Origin of the sequence: Klebsiella sp. WP4-W18-ESBL-05 (assembly GCF_014169075.1) — a bacterium.
GTDB lineage: Bacteria > Pseudomonadota > Gammaproteobacteria > Enterobacterales > Enterobacteriaceae > Kluyvera > Kluyvera ascorbata_B.
On sequence record NZ_AP022057.1, the window covers coordinates 300819 to 320365 of the forward strand.

A 19547-nucleotide genomic window follows, 5' to 3' on the forward strand; every position below is an offset into this window, starting at 1 on the left:
ATTCCTTGTCCTTGCTTTAATCTTTTCCTTAGTTCAGATGTAATGAGCTATATGAATGTATGCTTGCAAAGCAAGGGTTGTAAGCATTCATAATCGTAATGTTTAGATTACTCAATATCTACGTAGAATGCCCCAGGCCAAACGGCGAGTTCTTATTTTATACCGCGAGGATTACTCTTTCGGCCAATAAGACGCGTTGATTTTTCTATGGGGAAAGCGTTATGCAGGTAGTCATGTTTGACAGGCAGTCAATATTTATTCATGGAATGAAAATTAGCTTACAGGAACATATTCCGGGAATTGATATTTTCGCCGTCAGCCAGGCCGATGACCTGTGGCGGCAACTGCTGCAGAATCCGGATGCGCTGCTCATCCTTGACGGCGAGATGGACCAAGATTTCTGTCAGTGGCTGTTAAAAGAGAAGTTCCAGCAGTTTCCGGAATCGAAAGGTATCATCATTGTTAATGAATACCGCCAGGCATGGCTCAGCAATATGCTGGCGTTGAATGTGCAGGCTATTATTCCGCGCGACGCCAGCGTGGAAGTGTTTGTGCAGACGATAAAAAGCGTGCTGCGCGGCTTAATTTGCCTGCCGGGCGACTGGCAGGTGAATGAAGAACAAACCCGGCAGGGGCTATATCATTTAAGCCAGCGCCAGCGGGAAATATTAATTTTGCTGGCGAACGGTGAAACCAATAAACAGATTAGCCGAACCCTGAATATCAGCGCCGGTACGGTAAAAGCGCATCTTGAGTCGCTATACCGCCGGCTGGATGTGAAAAACCGCACCCAGGCGGCGATGATGCTCAACCATTGTCAGGATTTACCACCGGGCTGTCTGGAATAACACAGCTTCAGCCTGGCGCTGTACAGCCAGGCTGGTTTTCCGCTCGCCTTCTTGCTGCCAGGCTACCCGCGCCGCGTGAAAATCCCGTCGCTGGATAGCCTGTACGATGGCCGAACGCACGATGCCTTCTGGCCCGAGGCTGAAGGCCAGCGACAGCAGCGCATCGAACTGATGCTGCGCCAGCGGCGCGTCGATGCACTGGCAAAGCCGCTGCCGATAGGCTTCCACATCCTGCAGGAACAGCGCTTCGGCCTGCGAGCAGGTTAAGCGTGTGTCGAAACGCTCCTGGTCGCGAATAAGATGCCCGTAGCCGATCAGCCACATCCCTTCCGCGTCCCGATACTTTTCCAGCGAAAGCCCCTGAAAGCGCTTAATCAATGCCAGCCCCTGTGCGCTGGGCGTGGTGATGCCTGTGAACATGAAGCCCTCTCTTCTGGTGAAGAAAGGAGTGTAAAAGAGTCGTGCGCCCCCGACTATTGGCCGGATGACGGTGAACTATCATATTCGTGACTGAGTAGGCCAAACAGCCAGTCGTTGCGCCACTCACCGGCAAGGAAATAGCTTTCTCGTAGCTCGCCCTCCAGACGGAAACCAAGCCTTTCCAGCGTGCGGCGGGAGGCGATATTGCCCGCCGTCACCGTGGCGGTCAGGCGGCGTATACCGCCCGTACTGAAAGCGAAATCGCACACCGCGCGCAGCGATTCGCTGCCGTAGCCTTTGCCCTGCGCGACCGGTGCAAATAAAAAGCCGACTTCTGCGCAGTCGACGTCGCGATGGATATAGCCGGTAATGCCCAGCGGCACGTTCTGCGCGTCGCGCACCAGCAGACACAGCCAGTGCGTATCGCCGGGGGACCAGTGGGGCAGTCGGGCGTCAAAGGCGGCGCGGATCTCCTGCTCGCGGCGATCGTCTGCCACGAAGCGCATCACCTGACGGTCCTGCTGCAGAGAGAGGAAGAAAGGCCAGTCGCTGTCGACAAGCGGAGTGCAGACTAATCGTTTCGTGGTGAGCGCGGTCATAATTTCACATTCTCATGGAGGGGGCAGGACTGCTAATTTGCCTGATTTGGTCTATGGTGTAACGACAAAAATAACAAAAAAACAACATATTAATCCAAAGGCGAAATGGCCTTGCTGTTGGTTAAGGAACGTGAAGATGTCGACGTCATCGCGTCAGGTTGCTCAGCACTTCGAACATTGCTTGAGCATCATTCGTCAGGCCTCCATTGAAATACTCACACTGCTTAAGCTTCGCGTGACGGAAGGCAAAGATCCCCGCTGGTTTCTGGAACAGTTAGACCAGGCACGGATGAACCTTGGCGGCTGGGGCGCGGTGGCCCGACAGCTGCGTATTAACGACAGCCAGCTGAGCGAATTTATGCTGCAACTTCGCCATCTGCAACAGGGCATTCCCTCCTACGAACACGGGCAGGGGGCCACGGAAAATCAGCTGATTGCCGCGCTGCGTTTTGTCGTGACGTTAGAGCACATCAAACGGCAGCAGCCGCTGCTGATGTATAACACGGGCTATGACGACGATGCCGAACAGCTTCAGGAACATGCGCTGCGCCAGATTCGTACTATCGAGCTGACGCTGCGCGGCCTGGTGGTTCAGGCCTGGCCCGACGAAGCGCATTTGCACAATGCGTTAAAGTCGCTGTTTGGCCCGCAGGCCTGCGCCCGCTGGTCCTCTCGTAGCCCGTCGGGCGAGAGCCTGGGCGGCATGACTTTCGGTGAGGTGGCGCTGCTGATTGTCGATAAAAAGGTGTTCTCTCGCCATTACGCCGCGCTGTTTAACTATGCGACGGCGCTGACTTTTCTGGTTGAGCAGCGCGTAACGCTGCATCTGTTTCTTGATGATATCCGCCGCATGCGCAATTCTGCGCTGGCCCGTCATTCGCTGAGTGAAATGGAATGCCTGCTGTTGGATCTTTATGCCCAGCAGATCACCGCGCCGGTGCAGCGAGCCTATGAACAGGGGCGCATCCGCGTTAACCCGACAAGTTTAATGGCTGCCGGTGGCGGTGAGGTTCAGCAATTCTGGGCTCGGGCGCAGGACTACGTACACGCTTATGGGCCGGATACGCGGCCGATCCCAGACAGTATTGAGCGCGAGTTACACCAGCCGCGACGGCATTCTGATGTGCGTGAACGGATGATCGCGGTGACGCTGTGGTGTGCAGTGGGGGTCACGGTGCTGGGAATGACGCTGGGGGCGATTGGGTTGCTGACGGCGTTGCCGGAACCGGAGCCAACGCAGCCGCTAGCGGTCGCCAGCGCAGCGATCGTCGCCGAGCCGCTCGCAGCGGTCTCTCCTCGGGAAATACTGGCCCGCCGCGGTATTCTCTGGGACAGCAACGCCCTGCGTTCGGCTATCGATAGCAACAATATCGAAGTGGCCGAACTGTTTTTACGCGGCGGCATGAACTGGCAGGTGTCATGGACCGAGCTGGCCATGTCCGCAGGGCACGAGACAGTGCTGAATTTGCTGCTGCGTTATCGGCGCCAGATGAATGAGCCGAAGCCGTGTCGACGCTTTATCAACACGCTGACCCACGAGCTGTCTCAGGGCGCGCCGCTGAATACGGTACGAAAATCCTATCTGCAGGCTTTTTGCACCACGCCGGCGGTAGTGGCCCGCCAGCGGCTGGCAGTGGATAACGCGCAGCGACGTAGCAAGGCGACGGGCGATGCCGAGAGTAAAAAATGGCTGAGGATACAGAAGGCGATTTACGAGGTCATTCGTTAACCGGAGTTACGCGACGTCGTCGCGTAACGCACTTACAGCAGGCGATAGTTTGCGTCCGGTTTCATTTTCGGCGGGATGAGTCCGTCATGCAGCATCTCCCGCAGATCTATCTCGATGGCATTACAAATGGCGCTGAGCGGCAGATCGTTATCTTCGGTACCGAAAGGGTCCTCCAGCTCGGTGGCAATTGCGTCGAGCGCCAGCAGCGCGTAGGTAGTGAAGATGGAGAATAGCAGCGTCAAAAAACCGAAGTCATGAATCAGCAGCAGCGGATAGATCGCGCAGAAGATGCCTATCGTACGATGCAGAAGCAGCGAATACGCGTAGGGGATTGGCGTGTTGCTAATGCGCTCGCAGCCGCCCTGAATGGTCCCCATCTGATTGAGATAGTGGTTAAAGTTGCGGTACACCAGTTCGTTTGGCCGGTGCTGATAAAGCCATAGCCCGATATTTTGCAGTAGCGCGTTGCAGGGGGTGGTGAGCTGCTGATAGCCCAGCATGCGGGAAACCGGCACCGGGCCGTGGCGCAGCCTGGACTTTAGCGTGATGCAGTAAGTCACGACCAAATCCAGCAGTTCTTTCTTATCCTTCGTACTTGCCGTCGTGGTATTGATTGCTTCCCGCATCAGCGAGCGGCTGACGATCAGCAGGTCGCCCCACAGTTTACGGGCTTCCCAGTAACGCAGCCACGCGGTGTTGTTGCGAAATCCAAGAAACACTGAGATGGATATTGAGATGCCGATAAAATAGAACGAGCTTTCTTTGGCAATAATGCCGTGCAGATGCAGCAGCGGCAGTAAGTACAGATAGGCAATATTGAGTACGATAAAGAAACAAAGCTGCGGAGCGATTTTTCTCATGATGGAACCGCGCCATGAGAACAGTTTGCGCAACCAGCTTTGCTCCGGCCTGACGATCATGGTTTTATGCCTTCTCGGGTGATAGCGCTAAAATGGTGTCGTACACTACCTGAAGGCGTTCCAGATAGTGCTCGAAGACCTTCACTTTATCCTGTACCGGGATATGCCGATCGAGATGACCGTGGACGTCAATGCAGGCCGGCTGCAAATCGATGCGTCCCAGCTCCTCGGATTCCACTTCGAACCGAATCTGAATTTCACCAAAAACGCGTGAACGAATGATATTGATGTTCACGCCGTTAAAGACATTTACGCACAGGCGGCCTTTTTCGCTGGGCTGAATATGATGATGGTATACCCGGCCGGTTGCGGTGATTTGAGTGATAAGCTCCATGGAATAGGTATTCCAGTATTTATCCATTTTAATTTGCTGGTTGAAAATCAGTAGCGATTTTTCTTCCAAAGAGAGAGAGGTTGTTGTCATTTTTGTTACTTATTCAATTTGATGGGTGGAATATGTGATGCAGTGGCATCGATTTTTATATGACGTTATGAATAACGTCATATTGGGTGATAAAGTTAATATAGTCGCGTAGTACTGCGGGATTATGCGTTTTGCTCTGATAAATCATCCACAGATCTATTTTTTGCACAGCCCATTGTGGCAATAACGTGACCAGTTGGCCACTTTGCAAATAAGGCTTAATAATATACTCCGGGAGGATAGCGATGCCGGTTCCCTGAAGCGCCTGCTGCAGAATGTAGGTCAGGTTGTCGCTGGTATGCCGTAGTGGCATGATGAGCTCATAGGATTCATCGTTCCGGAACAGCGAGATGCTTTTCCAGGTACGATGGGTAATGAGATCGCCGCGTTGAAGCGCTTCCGGACGCGAGATATCGCGCTGCGCCAGATACGCTGGCGTACAGACAATGAAGCGGCTAAAGGTCCCAAGGTGGCGCCCAATACAGGTATCATCCGATGGCTTACCGATTCGGTAGGCAACGTCAAATTCACCCCCAACCGAGCCGTAAAAGGAGTCGGCGGTAATCAGCTGAAGCTCAATATCCGAGTGCGTCTGCAAAAACTGATGGTGTACTGCGGGTAAAATGCTGGCCATAAATCCAGGTGGCGCAATGATTTTCAGCTTCCCGCCCGTTCGCTTTTGCAGCGCCTGTACCGTTTTATCACCGCGGATGCTGGCATCTACAACCTCATGGCAGTAGGCCAGATAGCGCTCGCCGTCCGCGGTGAGTGAAATCTTACGAGTGGTGCGATTGAGCAGACGCAGATTGAGATACTCCTCAAGGGCACTGATTCTCTGGCTGATACGTGATTTGGTCATGCCCAGTTCAGCGGCGGTCTTGGTAAATGAACCGTTTTTTACCAGCAGCGCAAAAAGCGCCATATCCTGAACGTGCTTGAGCATAACCTGACCTTAATGTATGACAGCGCGAAATTATACGTAGGGGTAATATCCCTGTATATACCGTATTGTTTAATTCAGAAAGTTGAATTGTTTAATTTTCTGCGCTCACAAAATAACATACTTCGGATATGGGTAGGGTGGGTATGTAGCATAAAAAATAAAGTAGTAGATGAGTGCTCATTATGGGTTATAAATATAATCATTGGTGGTTATATTTTTTTAAGTTTATGATTAATCGCAGCGGTAGGAATAAGAAAATAGTATAAAAATAAAGTGGTTAATTGTCCTGCGGGTAAAAAACTGCATTATTCTCAGGGTTAGGTGGGGACAGCGGTGATAAACGGCGGTGAGGATACCGAGGGCGGAAAACCTGCACGCCTGATGACGTGCAGGTTAGGGTTAATCCAGAGCGATCCGCACGATGCTATCCGGCCCTTTCGTTGAGTGATCTTTGTTGAAATCCTGCTTAAGCGTCACGTACAGCGCGCTGCCGTCGTCTGAAAGCAGCAGGCTATTCGGGCGCGTAGCGAAATCCCAGCTCTGCTTCACGCTATAGTCGGTAGCATCCAGACGCAGCACCTTTTTCGCCTCGCGCTGGCTGATGAAAATCGCGTTGCGTTTCGCATCGAACTTAATACCGAGCGCATCGCCGGCAATACGCTTAATGACTTTGCCTGTGCGCTCATCAAAGACCAGCGTCGTTTTACCCTGCGAATCGTCGGTCACGAACAAACGGCCGGTTTTGGGGTCTTCCGCCATATTCAGCAGCAGGTAATCTTTGCCATCGCCCGGCGTCCAGCGCTGTTCAATCTTGTTGTTTTGCGGGTTAATAACCAGCACTTCGCCGCTGCCGTTGGTTGCATAAATGCGCTGGGTGACCGGTGAGAAAATAATACCGGTAACCCATTTACCTGCATTATCAATAGTGGCTTTCAGGGTCATGGTTTTGGCATCGACGACCGAAATAGAACCCGGATCGGCCACGCGGCCAATGAACAACATACCCTTATGGAACAGAACTTCACGCGCCCCGGCCGGATGACCCTCTTTCCCTTTGCCGCCGAGGATCAGACGCTGGAGCACTTTACCGCTTTTAGCGTCCACTTTTGACACACCGCCGTCCAGTGAATTGGTTACGTAGAACGTTTTGCCGTCATCATCGACCGCCATGCCGAAATTCTTGAGGTCGGTGTGAGTTATGCCGGTGGTTGCGAGGGTGGTCGGGTCCAGACGATAAATCACGCCGCCGTTGGTCTCTTTAAAGCTCTGGGCGCTGGCTACGTAAAGCGCGTGGTCTGCCGGGAATAGCGCCATTTCATACAGGCCATCGCCCAGTTCACGCTGTGTGACAGAAGACGTCGTTTTTAGCGTGCCAGCAGTGTTGCCAGGCTGCGTATTTTCGGCGGCTACGGGCAGGGCGGGCACGGTAAAAGCGGTGATGAGCGCGGCGCAGAGCACCGTTTTACGCAGACTGAACGATACCATTCTCAACTCCATCATAAGATAAGCGTTTCCCGAAACTGAGGTCGGGATAGTTTTAATAAGAATGAGAATAGTAATCATTTATATGAAATGAGCAAACTTTTGCTGCGTTTGCCGAGGTGTTTTTTTGCTGACGCTAGGGCTGCTGGGTTTGCGCCACCTGACGGCGAAGCTCAGCCAACACCTCATCCAGGATGTACTGTACTCGCCAGGGCTGGTACTCACGCTTGCGGTAGATGACCACCAGGTCCAGCCACCATTCATACTGTTGGGCAAAGCAGGGTGCGAGACGACCGGATTCGATATCGGCCTGTACGCTACTCTTTGGCGCAAAGACGATCCCCAGATCGTTACGCGCCAATTCAAGCGCTGACTGGGTATTGTCGCAAATGTAGTTACCCTCAACGCGAAAATCACGGTATGCCTCGCTGCCGGCTAGCCCAAAGCGCCAGATATTGGCCTCGTCGATCATCATGGAATCCATCAGAATACAGGAGTGCTGTGCCAACTCGTCCGGCGAACTCATTGGATGTTGTGTCAGATAGCGAGGGCTGGCATACGCGCTGAGGACATATTTGGTGATATAGTTGGCGACCAGCGATTCATTTTTAGGCTGTACGCAGGAAATCAAAATATCACAATCATCAGGAAAATCAGAGCCCTCATATAAAGACTTTCGTTCCAGGTTAAATGTTTTTAAATATAAATTAATATTGCCGATATCTTTTATTTTATTGACAACGTTACGAGCCAGGTAAGCGTTAATCATCGTCGGTGCATAAACCGTGACCCGACCTTTTTTTTCATGCTTATAGTCAGCGATGAAATTATTTAGCTGGGTTTCTTTTTCCAGCAGTTCGTTGACATAGGGGATCAGCGCCTCGCCAAAACGGGTTAGCGACAGTTTGCGGGAACTGCGTTCAAAAATCTTCAGGCCAATTTTAGATTCTACATCAGCGAGATACTTGCTTACGTTGCCCTGGGCCATGCCCAGCGCAGTGGCGGCGTGGCTGACGTTCTCGCTGGCAGCAATCACCGATATTATTTTCAATTCTTGCGGCTTAATCTGGAGTTTCTTCATTGCCTGGCTCTATATATAAATTGATATAGTTCTATATAAATATTGCGATTGCAGCAATACAAATACAAATATTATCATATTTTCTATCAGGATATGATAGTAGGTTGGAAGAACGGGAATGTCAATTAAGCACAGCGCGCTGCTACTTTTGTTAGCGCCATTTATGTCCAATGTTGTGGCATCAGAATTATCCGTTGGTGCCGGAGTTATTTATAATGAATCACCCTGGCGTGGATATAATGAAAATACTCATGCGGTGCCTATCGTAAATTATGAAGGTGATTCTTTTTATATTCGGCAGACCACATTAGGCTACGCGCTCTTTAAAACCCCACGTGATGAAGTCAGCCTGACCGCTTCCTGGATGCCGCTTACCTTTGACCCGTCGGATAACGACGATAGCGCCATGAAGCAGCTGGATAAGCGTCACAGTACCGCCATGGCGGGCATGGCATGGTATCACCATGAAAAGTGGGGCAGCCTGAAGCTGTCGGCGGCGGCGGATGTTCTGGACAACAGCGATGGCTGGGTTGGCGAGCTGTCCTGGTTCCGCGTATTGCCGGTGGGCAAGCTGTCGGTGATTCCCGCGGCGGGTGTCTATTATTACGATGACCGCTTTAACCGCTACTACTATGGCGTGTCGGGCGCAGAGTCCCGGCGTAGCGGCTTAGCGACGTGGTCGCCAGCGGAGAGCTGGATGCCGTACGTAGGCCTGACGGTGAAATATCCGCTGACCCGTAGCCTGATTCTGATGGCGAATGCGACCTATAGCGTGCTGCCCAATGAAATTAAAAACAGCCCGATGGTCGACCGCGATGACAGCTTTACCCTGTTGACCGGCATCAGCTGGCGGTTCTGATTGCCGGATGGCGGCGTAAACGCCTTATTCGGCCTACCGCTCGCCGGATCACCGGCATAAAAAAGCCAGACCGAAGTCTGGCTCTTTTTCATCTAGGCGGCCCGCGTTAACGCATGGTCACGAACTCTTCCGCAGCCGTTGGGTGAATAGCAACGGTGTTGTCGAAGTCTTTCTTGGTTGCGCCCATCTTCAGTGCAACCGCGAAGCCTTGCAGCATTTCATCCATCCCGAAACCAATGCCGTGAATACCGACAATTTTCTCTTCCGGGCCCACGCAGACCAGCTTCATACGGCAAGGCTGGCGATGCGACGTTACAGCGGTATACATGGCGGTGAAGGAGGATTTGTACACCTTCACGGCGTCGTCGCCGTACTGTTCACGCGCCTGCGGCTCGGTCAGACCGACGGTGCCGATAGGCGGATGGCTGAAGACCACGGTCGGAATGTTGCTGTAGTCGAGATGCTCGTCCGGCTTGTTGTTGAACAAGCGCTCTGACAGACGACGGCCTGCGGCGACCGCCACCGGCGTTAGCTCAACCGCGCCGGTGTTATCGCCCACAGCATAAATGCCAGGTACGTTGGTATTCTGGAACTTATCAACGACGATGTAGCCTTTATCGTTGGTTTTTACGCCGGTTGCTGCCAGATTGAAATCGTCGGTCGCCGGTTCGCGGCCAATCGCCCAGATCAGGCAATCAACGGTCTGGCTACGGCCATCTTCCAGTTCCAGCGTCAGGCTGCCGTCGGCATTTTTGACCACGGCTTTTGGAACGGCGTCGGTGTGCAGCTGCGGGCCTTCGGCGTTCATCACTTCCACCAGCGTATCGACAATCAACGGGTCGAAGCTGCGCAGCGGCGCGTGTTTACGCACGAACAGGTGGGTTTCTGCGCCCAGGCCATTAATCACGCCAGCCAGTTCAACGGCGATATAGCCGGCACCGACTACCGCGACGCGTTTCGGCAGCGCTGGTAGTTCGAAGAACCCATTGGAGTCGATACCGTACTCAACGCCCGGAATATTCGGGTGGCTCGGACGGCCGCCGGTTGCGATCAGGATATGATCGGCGGTGATCGTTTCGCCGTTCACTTCAATGGTTTTCGCATCGACGAAGCGCGCAAAGCCTTTAATGACATCGACCTTATTTTTGCCCAACACGTTGTCATAGGAGGTATGGATACGGTCAATGTACGCGGTGCGGCTGGCAATCAGCTTATCCCAGTCGAAATGATTAATGGTGGTATCGAAACCGTAGTCCGGGCCATACAGATGAATCGCTTCGCGAATCTGCGCGGCATGCCACATCACTTTTTTCGGTACGCAGCCGACGTTCACGCAGGTACCGCCCAGATCTTTGGCTTCAATCAGCGCGCACTTCTGGCCGTACATGGCCGCACGGTTAATCGAGGCGATACCGCCGCTGCCGCCGCCGATGGCGATGTAATCGTAATGTTTGGTCATGGCCGCTCCTCAAACGTTCAATGTCGAGCGGGTGAGCGTCATGCTCCCCGCCAAAATACTCGCGATTGTATACCTGAAACTGATAGGTTCCACCGATGCCTGTGATTACTCCGGCACAATCCAGTTCACCAGCGTGTGGCCGATACCCGCAGGCACCAGCTTAGCGTGCAGCCACGGCAGCACGTTGTTCATCTGCGCTTCCAGTTTCCACGGCGGGTTGATGACGATCATGCCGGAAGCGGTCATACCACGCTGGTCGCTGTCAGGGCGCACCGCCAGCTCAATTTGCAGGATCTTGCGAATGCCGGTTTCTTCCAGATCGTGGATCATGCGCTTAATCTGCTGGCGCAGCACCACCGGATACCACAGCGCGTAGGTGCCGGTCGCAAAGCGCTTGTGCCCTTCAACGATGCCGCTCACGACCGCCTGATAGTCGTTTTTGATTTCGTACGGCGGGTCGATAAGAACCAGACCACGACGGGAAACCGGCGGCAGCTTCGCTTTCAGTTGCTGATAGCCGTCCGCCCGCTCGACGCGCGCGCGGCTGTCTTTCTGGAATTCTGAGCGCAGCAGCGGGAAGTCGCTTGGGTGCAGCTCGGTCATTTGCAGGCTGTCCTGCTCGCGCAGCAGCTGGCGGGCAATCAGCGGTGAACCCGGGTAGTAGCGCAGCTGGCCGCTGCGGTTGAAATGCTCAACCACGGAAATATAGGGCTCCAGCTCGGTTGGCAGGTCATCCTGCTGCCAGATGCGGGCGATCCCTTCCAGATATTCACCGGTCTTTTCGGCGTGCTCGCCGCTCAGCTGATAGCGGCCGGCACCGGCGTGAGTATCCAGATAGAGAAACGGTTTTTCTTTCTCTTTCAGCGACTCGATGATCAGACTCTGAACGGTGTGTTTTAGGACGTCGGCATGGTTGCCTGCGTGAAAGCTATGGCGATAACTGAGCATGGATACGGATATTCCGGGAAGTAAACAAGATAGCCGATAGTTTACCGCAGATCCGCCAGGATTGCCGCCCTCGTCCATCGAGAGCGGAACATCCTGCCCTGACGTTGAAATTCAGCCAACTATCCCCCATTCTAGATCCATAGCTAAAGCGCCGTTGAGCGCTTCATTTCTTTCTTAGACCAGGACTGCGCATATGACCAATCCATTACTGACGCCCTTCGAACTGCCGCCGTTTTCCCAAATTCAGCCTGAGCATGTTGTTCCCGCCGTGACCAAAGCGTTGAACGATTGCCGTGAAAACGTGGAACGCGTCGTGGCGCAGGGTGCGCCGTACACCTGGGAAAATCTCTGCCAGCCGCTGGCCGAAGTGGACGACGTGCTGGGACGTATTTTTTCGCCGGTCAGCCATCTGAATTCGGTGAAAAACAGCCCGGAACTGCGCGAAGCCTACGAACAAACGCTGCCGCTGCTGTCTGAATACAGCACCTGGGTTGGCCAACATGAAGGCCTGTATAAGGCCTACCGCGACCTGCGGGACGGCGACACCTATGCCACCCTGAGCGTGGCGCAGAAAAAAGCGGTCGACAACGCGCTGCGCGATTTTGAGCTGTCCGGTATCGGCCTGCCGAAAGAGAAGCAGCAGCGCTATGGCGAAATCGCCACCCGCCTGTCCGAGCTGGGGAACCTGTATAGCAATAACGTGCTGGATGCCACGATGGGCTGGACGAAGCTAGTCACCGATGAAGCCGAGCTGGCAGGTATGCCGGAAAGCGCGCTGGCGGCGGCGAAGGCTCAGGCGGAAGCCAAAGAGCAGCAGGGCTACCTGCTGACGCTCGATATCCCGAGCTATCTGCCGGTGATGACCTACTGCGACAACCAGGCGCTGCGTGAAGAGCTGTATCGCGCCTATTCCACCCGCGCCTCTGACCAGGGGCCGAACGCCGGTAAGTGGGATAACACGCCGGTGATGGAAGAGATCCTCGCCCTGCGTCACGAACTGGCGCAGCTGCTGGGCTTTGAAAGCTACGCCTTTAAATCACTGGCCACCAAAATGGCAGAGAATCCGCAGCAGGTGCTCGATTTCTTAACCGATCTGGCGAAACGCGCCCGCCCGCAGGGTGAAAAAGAGCTGGCCCAGCTGCGTGCCTTTGCGAAAGCCGAGTTTGGCGTTGATGAGCTTCAGCCGTGGGACATCGCCTACTACAGCGAAAAACAGAAACAGCACCTCTACAGCATCAGCGACGAGCAGCTGCGCCCGTACTTCCCGGAAAACAAAGCCGTTAACGGCCTGTTTGAAGTGGTTAAACGAATTTATGGCATTACCGCGAAAGAACGTACCGACGTGGACGTCTGGAACCCGGAAGTCCGTTTCTTCGAGCTGTATGACGAAAACAACGCGCTGCGCGGCAGCTTCTACCTCGACCTGTATGCCCGTGAACATAAACGCGGCGGGGCGTGGATGGATGACTGCGTCGGCCAGATGCGTAAAACCGACGGCACGCTGCAAAAGCCGGTTGCCTATCTCACCTGCAACTTTAACCGTCCGGTGAACGGCAAACCCGCGCTGTTTACCCACGATGAAGTGATTACCCTGTTCCACGAGTTCGGTCATGGTCTGCACCATATGCTGACCCGTATCGAAACTGCCGGTGTTTCCGGTATTAATGGGGTACCGTGGGATGCGGTCGAACTGCCGAGCCAGTTTATGGAAAACTGGTGCTGGGAGCCGGAGGCGCTGGCGTTTATCTCCGGTCACTATGAAACCGGCGAACCGCTGCCGAAGGCGCTGCTGGATAAAATGCTGGCGGCGAAAAACTATCAGGCGGCGCTGTTTATTCTGCGTCAGCTGGAGTTTGGTCTGTTCGACTTCCGCCTGCATGCGGAGTACAACCCGGAGCAGGGGGCGAAAGTCCTTGAAACGCTGGCTGAAATTAAGAAACAGGTCGCCGTGGTGCCTGGCCCTACCTGGGGTCGTTTCCCACACGCCTTCAGCCACATCTTTGCCGGTGGCTATGCCGCGGGTTACTACAGCTACCTGTGGGCCGACGTGCTGGCGGCGGATGCGTTCTCCCGCTTCGAAGAAGAGGGGATTTTCAACCGTGAAACCGGTCAGTCGTTCCTCGATAACATTCTGACCCGCGGTGGTTCTGAAGAACCGATGGCGTTGTTCAAACGCTTCCGCGGTCGTGAACCTCAGCTCGACGCCATGCTGGCGCATTACGGTATCAAGGGCTGATCGTTCGCGTGAAAATTTGTTTACTTGATGAAACGGGCGCCGGAGACGGCGCCTTATCTGTTCTGGCTGCCCGCTGGGGTCTGGAACATGACGAAGACAACCTGATGGCGCTGGTGATGACGCCGGAACACCTTGAGCTGCGCAAACGCGATGAACCTAAGCTCGGCGGCATTTTCGTCGATTTCGTTGGCGGCGCGATGGCGCACCGGCGCAAATTTGGCGGGGGGCGTGGCGAAGCGGTGGCGAAGGCGGTCGGTATTAAAGGCGATTACCTGCCGGACGTGGTCGATGCGACCGCCGGGCTGGGACGCGATGCGTTCGTGCTGGCCTCGGTGGGCTGTCGCGTGCGGATGCTGGAACGCAACCCGGTGGTTGCCGCCCTGCTCGACGATGGTCTGGCGCGCGGTTACGCCGATGCGGAAATTGGCTCTTGGTTACAGGAACGTTTGCAGTTAATTCACGCCTCAAGCCTGACGGCGTTAACCGATATCACGCCACGCCCGCAGGTGGTGTATCTCGATCCGATGTTCCCGCATAAGCAGAAAAGCGCGCTGGTGAAGAAAGAGATGCGCGTGTTTCAGTCGCTGGTGGGGCCGGATCTCGACGCCGATGGGCTGCTGGAACCGGCACGTCAATTGGCCACTAAACGCGTGGTGGTGAAGCGTCCGGACTACGCGCCGCCGCTGGCCGACGTGGCAACGCCGAATGCGGTGGTGACCAAAGGGCATCGGTTTGATATTTATGCGGGGACGGCCTAGGCCAGATGGTGAGCTATAGTGCCCGATGGCGCTACGCTTATCGGGCCTACAGTTCGGTGCCGCCAGTAGGCCGGATAAGGCGTTAGCCGCCATCCGGCATCACGGGTTAAACAAACGGAGCATAAGGGTCGGCAACCTCAAACGCTGCCGCACGCTCCGCCTTCGGCGGATAAATCAGTTCGCTCACAATGGATACCTTCAGCTTCTTCGCTTCTGCGCGCGTCAGTTTCACCTGCTGATCCCATCCTTCGGTATATACCGCGCCCCACGCGCCGAGATCCAGACAGGTGACGTACATCTCCTGACGATACGGCAGCGGTGCCACGTTCAGCAGGCTGGCGGCAGCGTTGTTACCGGCGAATTTACCCAGCAGAATGGCGTGCTGGCAGGTCATCAGCGCATGGTTGCCTTTGTCATCGGTGGCGGCGTAAGCCACGTCGCCGGTGGCGTAGATATCCTCATGGCCCACCACCTGCAGATTGGCATTGACATGCAGACGGCCCTGACGATCGCGCGGAGCATCAATCTGCGCGGTCAGGCCGTTAGCCTGTACGCCGACGGTCCAGATAACCGTCTGGGACGCAATTACCTGGCCATCTTTCAGCGTCACGCCTGAGGCGTCCACGCGCTCGACTTCAGCGTTGATCTTCCATTCTACGCCCAGTTCGGCGGAGGCTTCGATGATCACATCGCGCAGTGCTTTACTCCAGCGCCCGCCCGGCTGTGCGCCGCGTTCAACTACGACTACTCTAGTCTTAGCATCGGCACCCAGAATCTTACGCAGACGGCCCGGTAGCTCCAGCGCCATTTCAATGCCGGTAAAGCCGCCGCCGCAAACGACCACGGTATTGCGGGCATCGCTCTCTGGCTGCTGCGCCAGATCGTTAATGTGTTGCTCCAGAACGGTTGCGCTCTCCAACTGGTCAAGATCGAACGCGTGCTCGGCGGCACCGGCGACGATATCACGGTTGACCTGGCTGCCGCTGGCGAGAACCAGACGATCGTAATGATGCAGGTGGTTTTCACCGCTGGCGTCTTTCCAGCTCACTTCTTTGGATCCTGGCAGGATCTGCTCGACGTGCCCTTGCAGGAAGCGTACGCCGGTGACATCGAACAGAGACTGCAGCGGCGCGACCAGCGTCTGGACCGCATTTTCGTAAAAGCGCGGGCGTACGCGCAGCTCCGGCTGCGGCGCAATGACCGTGATATCAATAGGTTGCTGGTTTTTATCCGCCAGACGTGCGGCGCTGAGTGCTGCCCACATACCGGCAAAGCCAGCGCCGACGATCAGAATTTGTTTTTGCATTACGGTTATCTCACGGGTCACGTTGATTTATTGACTCGGATTTTATTTGTCGTAGTTTAGAAAAGCAATCGGATTTAGATCCTTTTCTCGAGCCTGACGAGTTATTTGGGTATATGTATATGATAAGTATATAATTAAATTATTTGTGTTCGAGAGATTAAGCGCGGTGTCTGGATTGCATGGCGTGAAAAAGATACAATCAACTCAGATTCATTTTGGCTGAGATAAGAGCATGGCATTCTACAGTTCCGGGGTTGAGTACGGCATTCATAGTCTGATGTGTATGGTGGATGGCAAAGGCGACGCCCGTGATATGAGCGTGCGCGAAATCGCCGAACTGCAGCGAGTGCCCTACGACTACCTGGCTAAAATCTTTACCCGCCTGTCGAAGGCTGGGCTGGTGCGCAGCAGCGAAGGGAAGGGCGGTGGCTTCCAGCTGGCAAAACCGGCTGAAGACATTACCGTGCTGGACGTGGCCAACGCCATTGACGGCGATAAACGCATTTTTGAATGCCGTGAGATCCGTCAGCGGCTGGCGGTGTTTGATGAGCAGCCGCCGGAGTGGGCATGCGAAGGCATTTGCGGCGTACGTTCGGTGATGGATATGGCGCAGCAGCGGATGGAAGAGGCGCTAGGCCAGCATACGATTCTCGATCTGGCGCGTAAGATGTACCGCAAAGCGCCGGACACCTTCGTGGTAGAAGTGCAGGAGTGGATTGCCGGGCGGAAAGGCGAGAAATAAAAACGCCTGCTTGCGCAGGCGTTTCACGATGCTCAACGCGAGATTTATTCTTCTTCGTCGTCGCGCAGCGGAACGATCAGCATATCGACGTGGACGGTGTTGATCAGCTGACGTGCGGACGACATCAGCTTGCTCCAGAAGTCCTGATGATGGCCGCACACCACCAGGTCCATGTCGTATTTCTTAATCGCATCAACCAGCACCTGGCCCAGATCGCCGCTGCCGCTCAGGGTCTCGGTGATAGGATAGCCAGCGTTGGTGGACAGCTCACTCAGCGCGTGGTGGGTCTCTTCGGAGATGCGTTTCTGCATATCGCCCAGATTGACGTCGATAAGCCCGGTATAGAGATCGGAATAGTTCACGTCAACGTGGATCAACGAGACTTTTGCATTGTAGGGGCGAGCCATTGAAACCGCTTTTTCCACCAGCACTTTGCTTTCCGGTGAAAGGTCGACCGCGATCAGAATGTGTTTGTAAGCCATAGTGTTACTCCTTCCATAAAGTTGTCGATGACTGTGGACCAGACAGCCCATGCGCTGTCCCTTGCCCGCGTCCTGCGTGCTAAACGCGCGGGATTTGCCCTTAAAGACCTAATTGTAGAAGATATTTCTACCTTATAGCGGCCTTGGGGCGCCGTCAATGCATCCGGTTCGCCAATTAGTTAAACAAATTTTTCCTGCTTACGTATTGATAACGATTAACCTTGTGGTAAAAAATTTAACTGATCTCCTACACTATTTAATGAGCCGATCGGATTAATTAACGTGATCCGAATCTCATTCTTTTTCTATTGGTGTGGGTGGGTTATTGGGGAGCGGTATGTCCTGCGGAGTCTCCGAGGACTGGTCGCCGGGGAGGCGTTATGATCAGCACGATTGCGCTGTTTTGGGCCCTGTGTGTCGTATGTGTAGTTAATATGGCACGTTACTTCTCATCGTTGCGTGCGTTATTGGTTGTGCTACGCGGTTGTGATCCCTTGCTTTATCAGTATGTTGACGGCGGTGGCTTTTTTACTTCGCACGGTCAACCGGGTAAACAAATGCGCCTGGTCTGGTATATCTACGGGCAGCGATACCGCGATCATCATGATGATGAGTTTATTCGCCGCTGTGAACGGGTTCGTCGCCAGTTTATTTTAACCAGTTCGCTATGCGGGCTGGTGGTGATTAGCTTGATTGCCCTGATGATTTGGCACTAAGTAAAAAAAAACGGGCCAGTTTCCTGACCCGTTTTCTGTTTACTGCGACTGTGCGTAGCGTTTAGATAAGCTTGAGCGACAGCCAGTAGAGCACGCCGGACAGCAGGATAGAAGCTGGCAGCGTAAAGACCCAGGCCATCAGGATGTTCGTCACGGTTTTTCTTTGCAGACCGCCACCGTCAACCACCATGGTACCCGCCACGGAGGAGGACAGCACGTGGGTGGTGGATACCGGCATGCCGGTATAGCTTGCCAGACCGATGGAGACCGCAGATGTCATCTGTGCCGCCATGCCTTGGGCATAGGTCATGCCTTTCTTACCGATTTTCTCGCCGATGGTGGTCGCGACGCGACGCCAGCCGATCATCGTACCCACACCCAGCGCCAGCGCGACGGCCATAATAATCCAGATAGGCGCGTACTCGATGGTGCTCAGCATGTCCGTTTTCAGTTTCTTCAGCAGACGCTGATCGTCAGCGTTCACGTCCGGCATCTTCGCCACTTTATCCGTGGTGTCAGAGATGCAGAGCATGATACGACGCAGCTGGCCGCGCTGTTCCACGGAAAGAGTGTCATAGCTCTCAACGTTGGTCAGCATGGCTTTCGCACGGTCAAGCGCGTTGATGGTGTTCGCCGGATGGCAGTGGAATTCCACGGCGGCCTCGGCTTCCGGGGTTAGCGGCTCAGCGCTGTTCGCCACTTTCAGCAACAGCTCTGGGCGCTGCTGGAAGAAGGTTTCAACGTTGTTGACCGCATCGCGGGTACGGGTGATTTCGTAGCCGGACGCGTTCATGTTAACCACGAAACCCGCCGGTGCGACGCCAATCAGTACCAGCATGACCAGGCCAATGCCTTTCTGACCGTCGTTTGCGCCATGGGAGAATGCCACGCCAATCGCGGAAAGAATCAGGGCAATACGCGTCCAGAACGGCGGCTTTTTCTTACCGTCTTTCTTTTCACGCTCGGCAGGCGTCAGGTGGATACGGGCGCGTTTTTTGGTTCCGCTCCAGTAGCGACGCAGCAGGAAAATCAGGCCACCGGCCACGACCAGACCCACAATGGGCGAAATGATCAACGAGCCGAAAATATTAATGACTTTCGGAATGTTGAGCGCATCGACCACCGATGTGCCGGTCATCAGCGCATTGGTTAAACCAATACCGATAATCGCGCCAATCAGCGTGTGGGAGCTGGAAGCTGGCAGACCGAAATACCAGGTGCCAAGGTTCCATATAATGGCCGCCAGCAGCATGGAGAAGACCATGGCCAGGCCGTGTGCGGAGCCCATATTAAGCAGCAGGTCCGTTGGCAGCATATGCACAATCGCATAGGCAACGCTCAGACCGCCCAACAGGACGCCGAGGAAGTTAAAGATCGCCGCCATCGCAACGGCAAGCTGCGAACGCATAGCGCGGGTATAAATTACGGTAGCAACTGCATTCGCGGTATCGTGGAAGCCGTTAATCGCTTCGTAGAACAGAACGAACATCAGTGCCAGAACTAACAACAGCCCGGTGTGTAAATCCAGGCCTGCAAACAAATGTAACATAGGACGTTACGCCATTTTGAGGACATGAACGCGCGGCATTATCAGG

At 54.5% G+C, this 19547-nt stretch carries 19 protein-coding genes; 7 read left to right on the top strand and 12 right to left on the bottom strand.

The genetic code is table 11. The features are described from left to right. The first annotated feature begins 221 nt into the window (after positions 1 to 221). Positions 222 to 848 (top strand): response regulator transcription factor, encoded by a 627-nt coding sequence (locus tag H7R58_RS01415; protein ID WP_182929864.1) that lies wholly within the window; start codon positions 222 to 224, stop codon positions 846 to 848. On the opposite strand, the gene H7R58_RS01420 is transcribed toward H7R58_RS01415, so the two are convergent. Continuing rightward, positions 825 to 1268, bottom strand: coding sequence for a lysozyme (locus H7R58_RS01420; RefSeq protein ID WP_106925042.1), 444 nt, complete (start codon positions 1266 to 1268; stop codon positions 825 to 827). The two genes, H7R58_RS01415 and H7R58_RS01420, sit on opposite strands and share 24 nt — an antisense overlap. A gap of 53 nt (positions 1269 to 1321) precedes the next feature. Beyond that, on the bottom strand, positions 1322 to 1867 hold the full coding sequence (locus H7R58_RS01425; RefSeq protein ID WP_106925043.1) for a GNAT family N-acetyltransferase: 546 nt from the start codon (positions 1865 to 1867) through the stop codon (positions 1322 to 1324). 136 nt (positions 1868 to 2003) lie between these two features. Here H7R58_RS01425 and H7R58_RS01430 point away from each other — a divergent pair, with 136 nt between their 5' ends. Further along, positions 2004 to 3596: an STY4199 family HEPN domain-containing protein gene (locus H7R58_RS01430; protein ID WP_182929865.1), complete on the top strand. Its 1593-nt coding sequence runs from the start codon at positions 2004 to 2006 to the stop codon at positions 3594 to 3596. Positions 3597 to 3628: 32 nt separating this feature from the next. On the opposite strand, the gene H7R58_RS01435 is transcribed toward H7R58_RS01430, so the two are convergent. From H7R58_RS01435 to H7R58_RS01455, 5 genes are all read right to left on the bottom strand, one after another. After that, on the bottom strand, positions 3629 to 4516 hold the full coding sequence (locus H7R58_RS01435) for a bestrophin family protein (RefSeq protein WP_106925045.1): 888 nt from the start codon (positions 4514 to 4516) through the stop codon (positions 3629 to 3631). A gap of 4 nt (positions 4517 to 4520) precedes the next feature. Next, positions 4521 to 4940 carry a hypothetical protein gene (locus H7R58_RS01440; RefSeq protein WP_106925046.1) on the bottom strand — a complete coding sequence of 140 codons (420 nt, stop codon included), beginning with the start codon at positions 4938 to 4940 and terminating at the stop codon, positions 4521 to 4523. A gap of 55 nt (positions 4941 to 4995) precedes the next feature. Beyond that, positions 4996 to 5883 carry a LysR family transcriptional regulator gene (locus H7R58_RS01445; RefSeq protein WP_182929866.1) on the bottom strand — a complete coding sequence of 296 codons (888 nt, stop codon included), beginning with the start codon at positions 5881 to 5883 and terminating at the stop codon, positions 4996 to 4998. A 399-nt stretch (positions 5884 to 6282) separates the two neighbouring features. Next, a complete protein-coding gene (locus tag H7R58_RS01450; RefSeq protein ID WP_182929867.1) occupies positions 6283 to 7368 on the bottom strand; it encodes a YncE family protein in 1086 nt (361 codons plus the stop codon). Positions 7369 to 7501: 133 nt separating this feature from the next. Continuing rightward, complete coding sequence (locus H7R58_RS01455) at positions 7502 to 8446, bottom strand: LysR family transcriptional regulator (RefSeq protein ID WP_182934577.1); 945 nt, start codon at positions 8444 to 8446, stop codon at positions 7502 to 7504. Positions 8447 to 8564: 118 nt separating this feature from the next. Between H7R58_RS01455 and H7R58_RS01460 the strand changes: the two genes are divergently transcribed. Continuing rightward, complete coding sequence (locus tag H7R58_RS01460; protein ID WP_182929869.1) at positions 8565 to 9305, top strand: MipA/OmpV family protein; 741 nt, start codon at positions 8565 to 8567, stop codon at positions 9303 to 9305. 106 nt (positions 9306 to 9411) lie between these two features. Here H7R58_RS01460 and gorA read toward each other — a convergent pair whose 3' ends face one another. Beyond that, positions 9412 to 10764, bottom strand: a complete 1353-nt coding sequence (gorA, locus tag H7R58_RS01465; protein WP_182929870.1) for a glutathione-disulfide reductase — start codon at positions 10762 to 10764, stop codon at positions 9412 to 9414. Between the two features lie 105 nt (positions 10765 to 10869). After that, positions 10870 to 11712, bottom strand: coding sequence for a 23S rRNA (adenine(2030)-N(6))-methyltransferase RlmJ (locus tag H7R58_RS01470; protein ID WP_106925052.1), 843 nt, complete (start codon positions 11710 to 11712; stop codon positions 10870 to 10872). A 193-nt stretch (positions 11713 to 11905) separates the two neighbouring features. On the opposite strand from H7R58_RS01470, the gene prlC reads away from it, so the two are divergent. Together prlC and rsmJ are read left to right on the top strand one after the other, a co-directional pair. Continuing rightward, on the top strand, positions 11906 to 13948 hold the full coding sequence (prlC, locus tag H7R58_RS01475; RefSeq protein WP_106925053.1) for an oligopeptidase A: 2043 nt from the start codon (positions 11906 to 11908) through the stop codon (positions 13946 to 13948). A gap of 8 nt (positions 13949 to 13956) precedes the next feature. Next, positions 13957 to 14706, top strand: a complete 750-nt coding sequence (gene rsmJ / locus H7R58_RS01480) for a 16S rRNA (guanine(1516)-N(2))-methyltransferase RsmJ (protein ID WP_106925054.1) — start codon at positions 13957 to 13959, stop codon at positions 14704 to 14706. Between the two features lie 106 nt (positions 14707 to 14812). On the opposite strand, the gene H7R58_RS01485 is transcribed toward rsmJ, so the two are convergent. Next, positions 14813 to 16012, bottom strand: a complete 1200-nt coding sequence (locus H7R58_RS01485; RefSeq protein ID WP_182929871.1) for an NAD(P)/FAD-dependent oxidoreductase — start codon at positions 16010 to 16012, stop codon at positions 14813 to 14815. A gap of 232 nt (positions 16013 to 16244) precedes the next feature. On the opposite strand from H7R58_RS01485, the gene H7R58_RS01490 reads away from it, so the two are divergent. Further along, the gene (locus H7R58_RS01490; RefSeq protein ID WP_106925056.1) at positions 16245 to 16754 is read left to right on the top strand and encodes an RrF2 family transcriptional regulator; all 510 of its coding nucleotides are present in this window, start codon (positions 16245 to 16247) and stop codon (positions 16752 to 16754) included. A gap of 44 nt (positions 16755 to 16798) precedes the next feature. Here H7R58_RS01490 and uspA read toward each other — a convergent pair whose 3' ends face one another. Continuing rightward, positions 16799 to 17236 carry a universal stress protein UspA gene (gene uspA, locus H7R58_RS01495; RefSeq protein ID WP_106925057.1) on the bottom strand — a complete coding sequence of 146 codons (438 nt, stop codon included), beginning with the start codon at positions 17234 to 17236 and terminating at the stop codon, positions 16799 to 16801. A gap of 380 nt (positions 17237 to 17616) precedes the next feature. On the opposite strand from uspA, the gene uspB reads away from it, so the two are divergent. Then, on the top strand, positions 17617 to 17952 hold the full coding sequence (gene uspB / locus H7R58_RS01500) for a universal stress protein UspB (protein ID WP_035894834.1): 336 nt from the start codon (positions 17617 to 17619) through the stop codon (positions 17950 to 17952). Between the two features lie 61 nt (positions 17953 to 18013). Here the strand turns inward: uspB and pitA are convergent, their stop codons facing one another. Then, positions 18014 to 19501, bottom strand: coding sequence for an inorganic phosphate transporter PitA (pitA, locus tag H7R58_RS01505; protein ID WP_106925058.1), 1488 nt, complete (start codon positions 19499 to 19501; stop codon positions 18014 to 18016). Between the last annotated feature and the right edge of the window lie 46 nt (positions 19502 to 19547).

Coding starts and splice junctions, on each gene's coding strand:
- H7R58_RS01435 (WP_106925045.1), bottom strand. CDS start 4,516: ATGATCGTCAGGCCGGAGCAAAGCTGGTTGCGCAAACTGTTCTCATGG.
- H7R58_RS01455 (WP_182934577.1), bottom strand. CDS start 8,446: ATGAAGAAACTCCAGATTAAGCCGCAAGAATTGAAAATAATATCGGTG.
- uspB (WP_035894834.1), top strand. CDS start 17,617: ATGATCAGCACGATTGCGCTGTTTTGGGCCCTGTGTGTCGTATGTGTA.
- H7R58_RS01490 (WP_106925056.1), top strand. CDS start 16,245: ATGGCATTCTACAGTTCCGGGGTTGAGTACGGCATTCATAGTCTGATG.
- H7R58_RS01425 (WP_106925043.1), bottom strand. CDS start 1,867: ATGACCGCGCTCACCACGAAACGATTAGTCTGCACTCCGCTTGTCGAC.
- gorA (WP_182929870.1), bottom strand. CDS start 10,764: ATGACCAAACATTACGATTACATCGCCATCGGCGGCGGCAGCGGCGGT.
- H7R58_RS01415 (WP_182929864.1), top strand. CDS start 222: ATGCAGGTAGTCATGTTTGACAGGCAGTCAATATTTATTCATGGAATG.
- H7R58_RS01430 (WP_182929865.1), top strand. CDS start 2,004: ATGTCGACGTCATCGCGTCAGGTTGCTCAGCACTTCGAACATTGCTTG.
- H7R58_RS01450 (WP_182929867.1), bottom strand. CDS start 7,368: ATGGTATCGTTCAGTCTGCGTAAAACGGTGCTCTGCGCCGCGCTCATC.
- pitA (WP_106925058.1), bottom strand. CDS start 19,501: ATGTTACATTTGTTTGCAGGCCTGGATTTACACACCGGGCTGTTGTTA.
- uspA (WP_106925057.1), bottom strand. CDS start 17,236: ATGGCTTACAAACACATTCTGATCGCGGTCGACCTTTCACCGGAAAGC.
- H7R58_RS01470 (WP_106925052.1), bottom strand. CDS start 11,712: ATGCTCAGTTATCGCCATAGCTTTCACGCAGGCAACCATGCCGACGTC.
- H7R58_RS01445 (WP_182929866.1), bottom strand. CDS start 5,883: ATGCTCAAGCACGTTCAGGATATGGCGCTTTTTGCGCTGCTGGTAAAA.
- H7R58_RS01420 (WP_106925042.1), bottom strand. CDS start 1,268: ATGTTCACAGGCATCACCACGCCCAGCGCACAGGGGCTGGCATTGATT.
- H7R58_RS01485 (WP_182929871.1), bottom strand. CDS start 16,012: ATGCAAAAACAAATTCTGATCGTCGGCGCTGGCTTTGCCGGTATGTGG.
- H7R58_RS01460 (WP_182929869.1), top strand. CDS start 8,565: ATGTCAATTAAGCACAGCGCGCTGCTACTTTTGTTAGCGCCATTTATG.
- H7R58_RS01440 (WP_106925046.1), bottom strand. CDS start 4,940: ATGACAACAACCTCTCTCTCTTTGGAAGAAAAATCGCTACTGATTTTC.
- prlC (WP_106925053.1), top strand. CDS start 11,906: ATGACCAATCCATTACTGACGCCCTTCGAACTGCCGCCGTTTTCCCAA.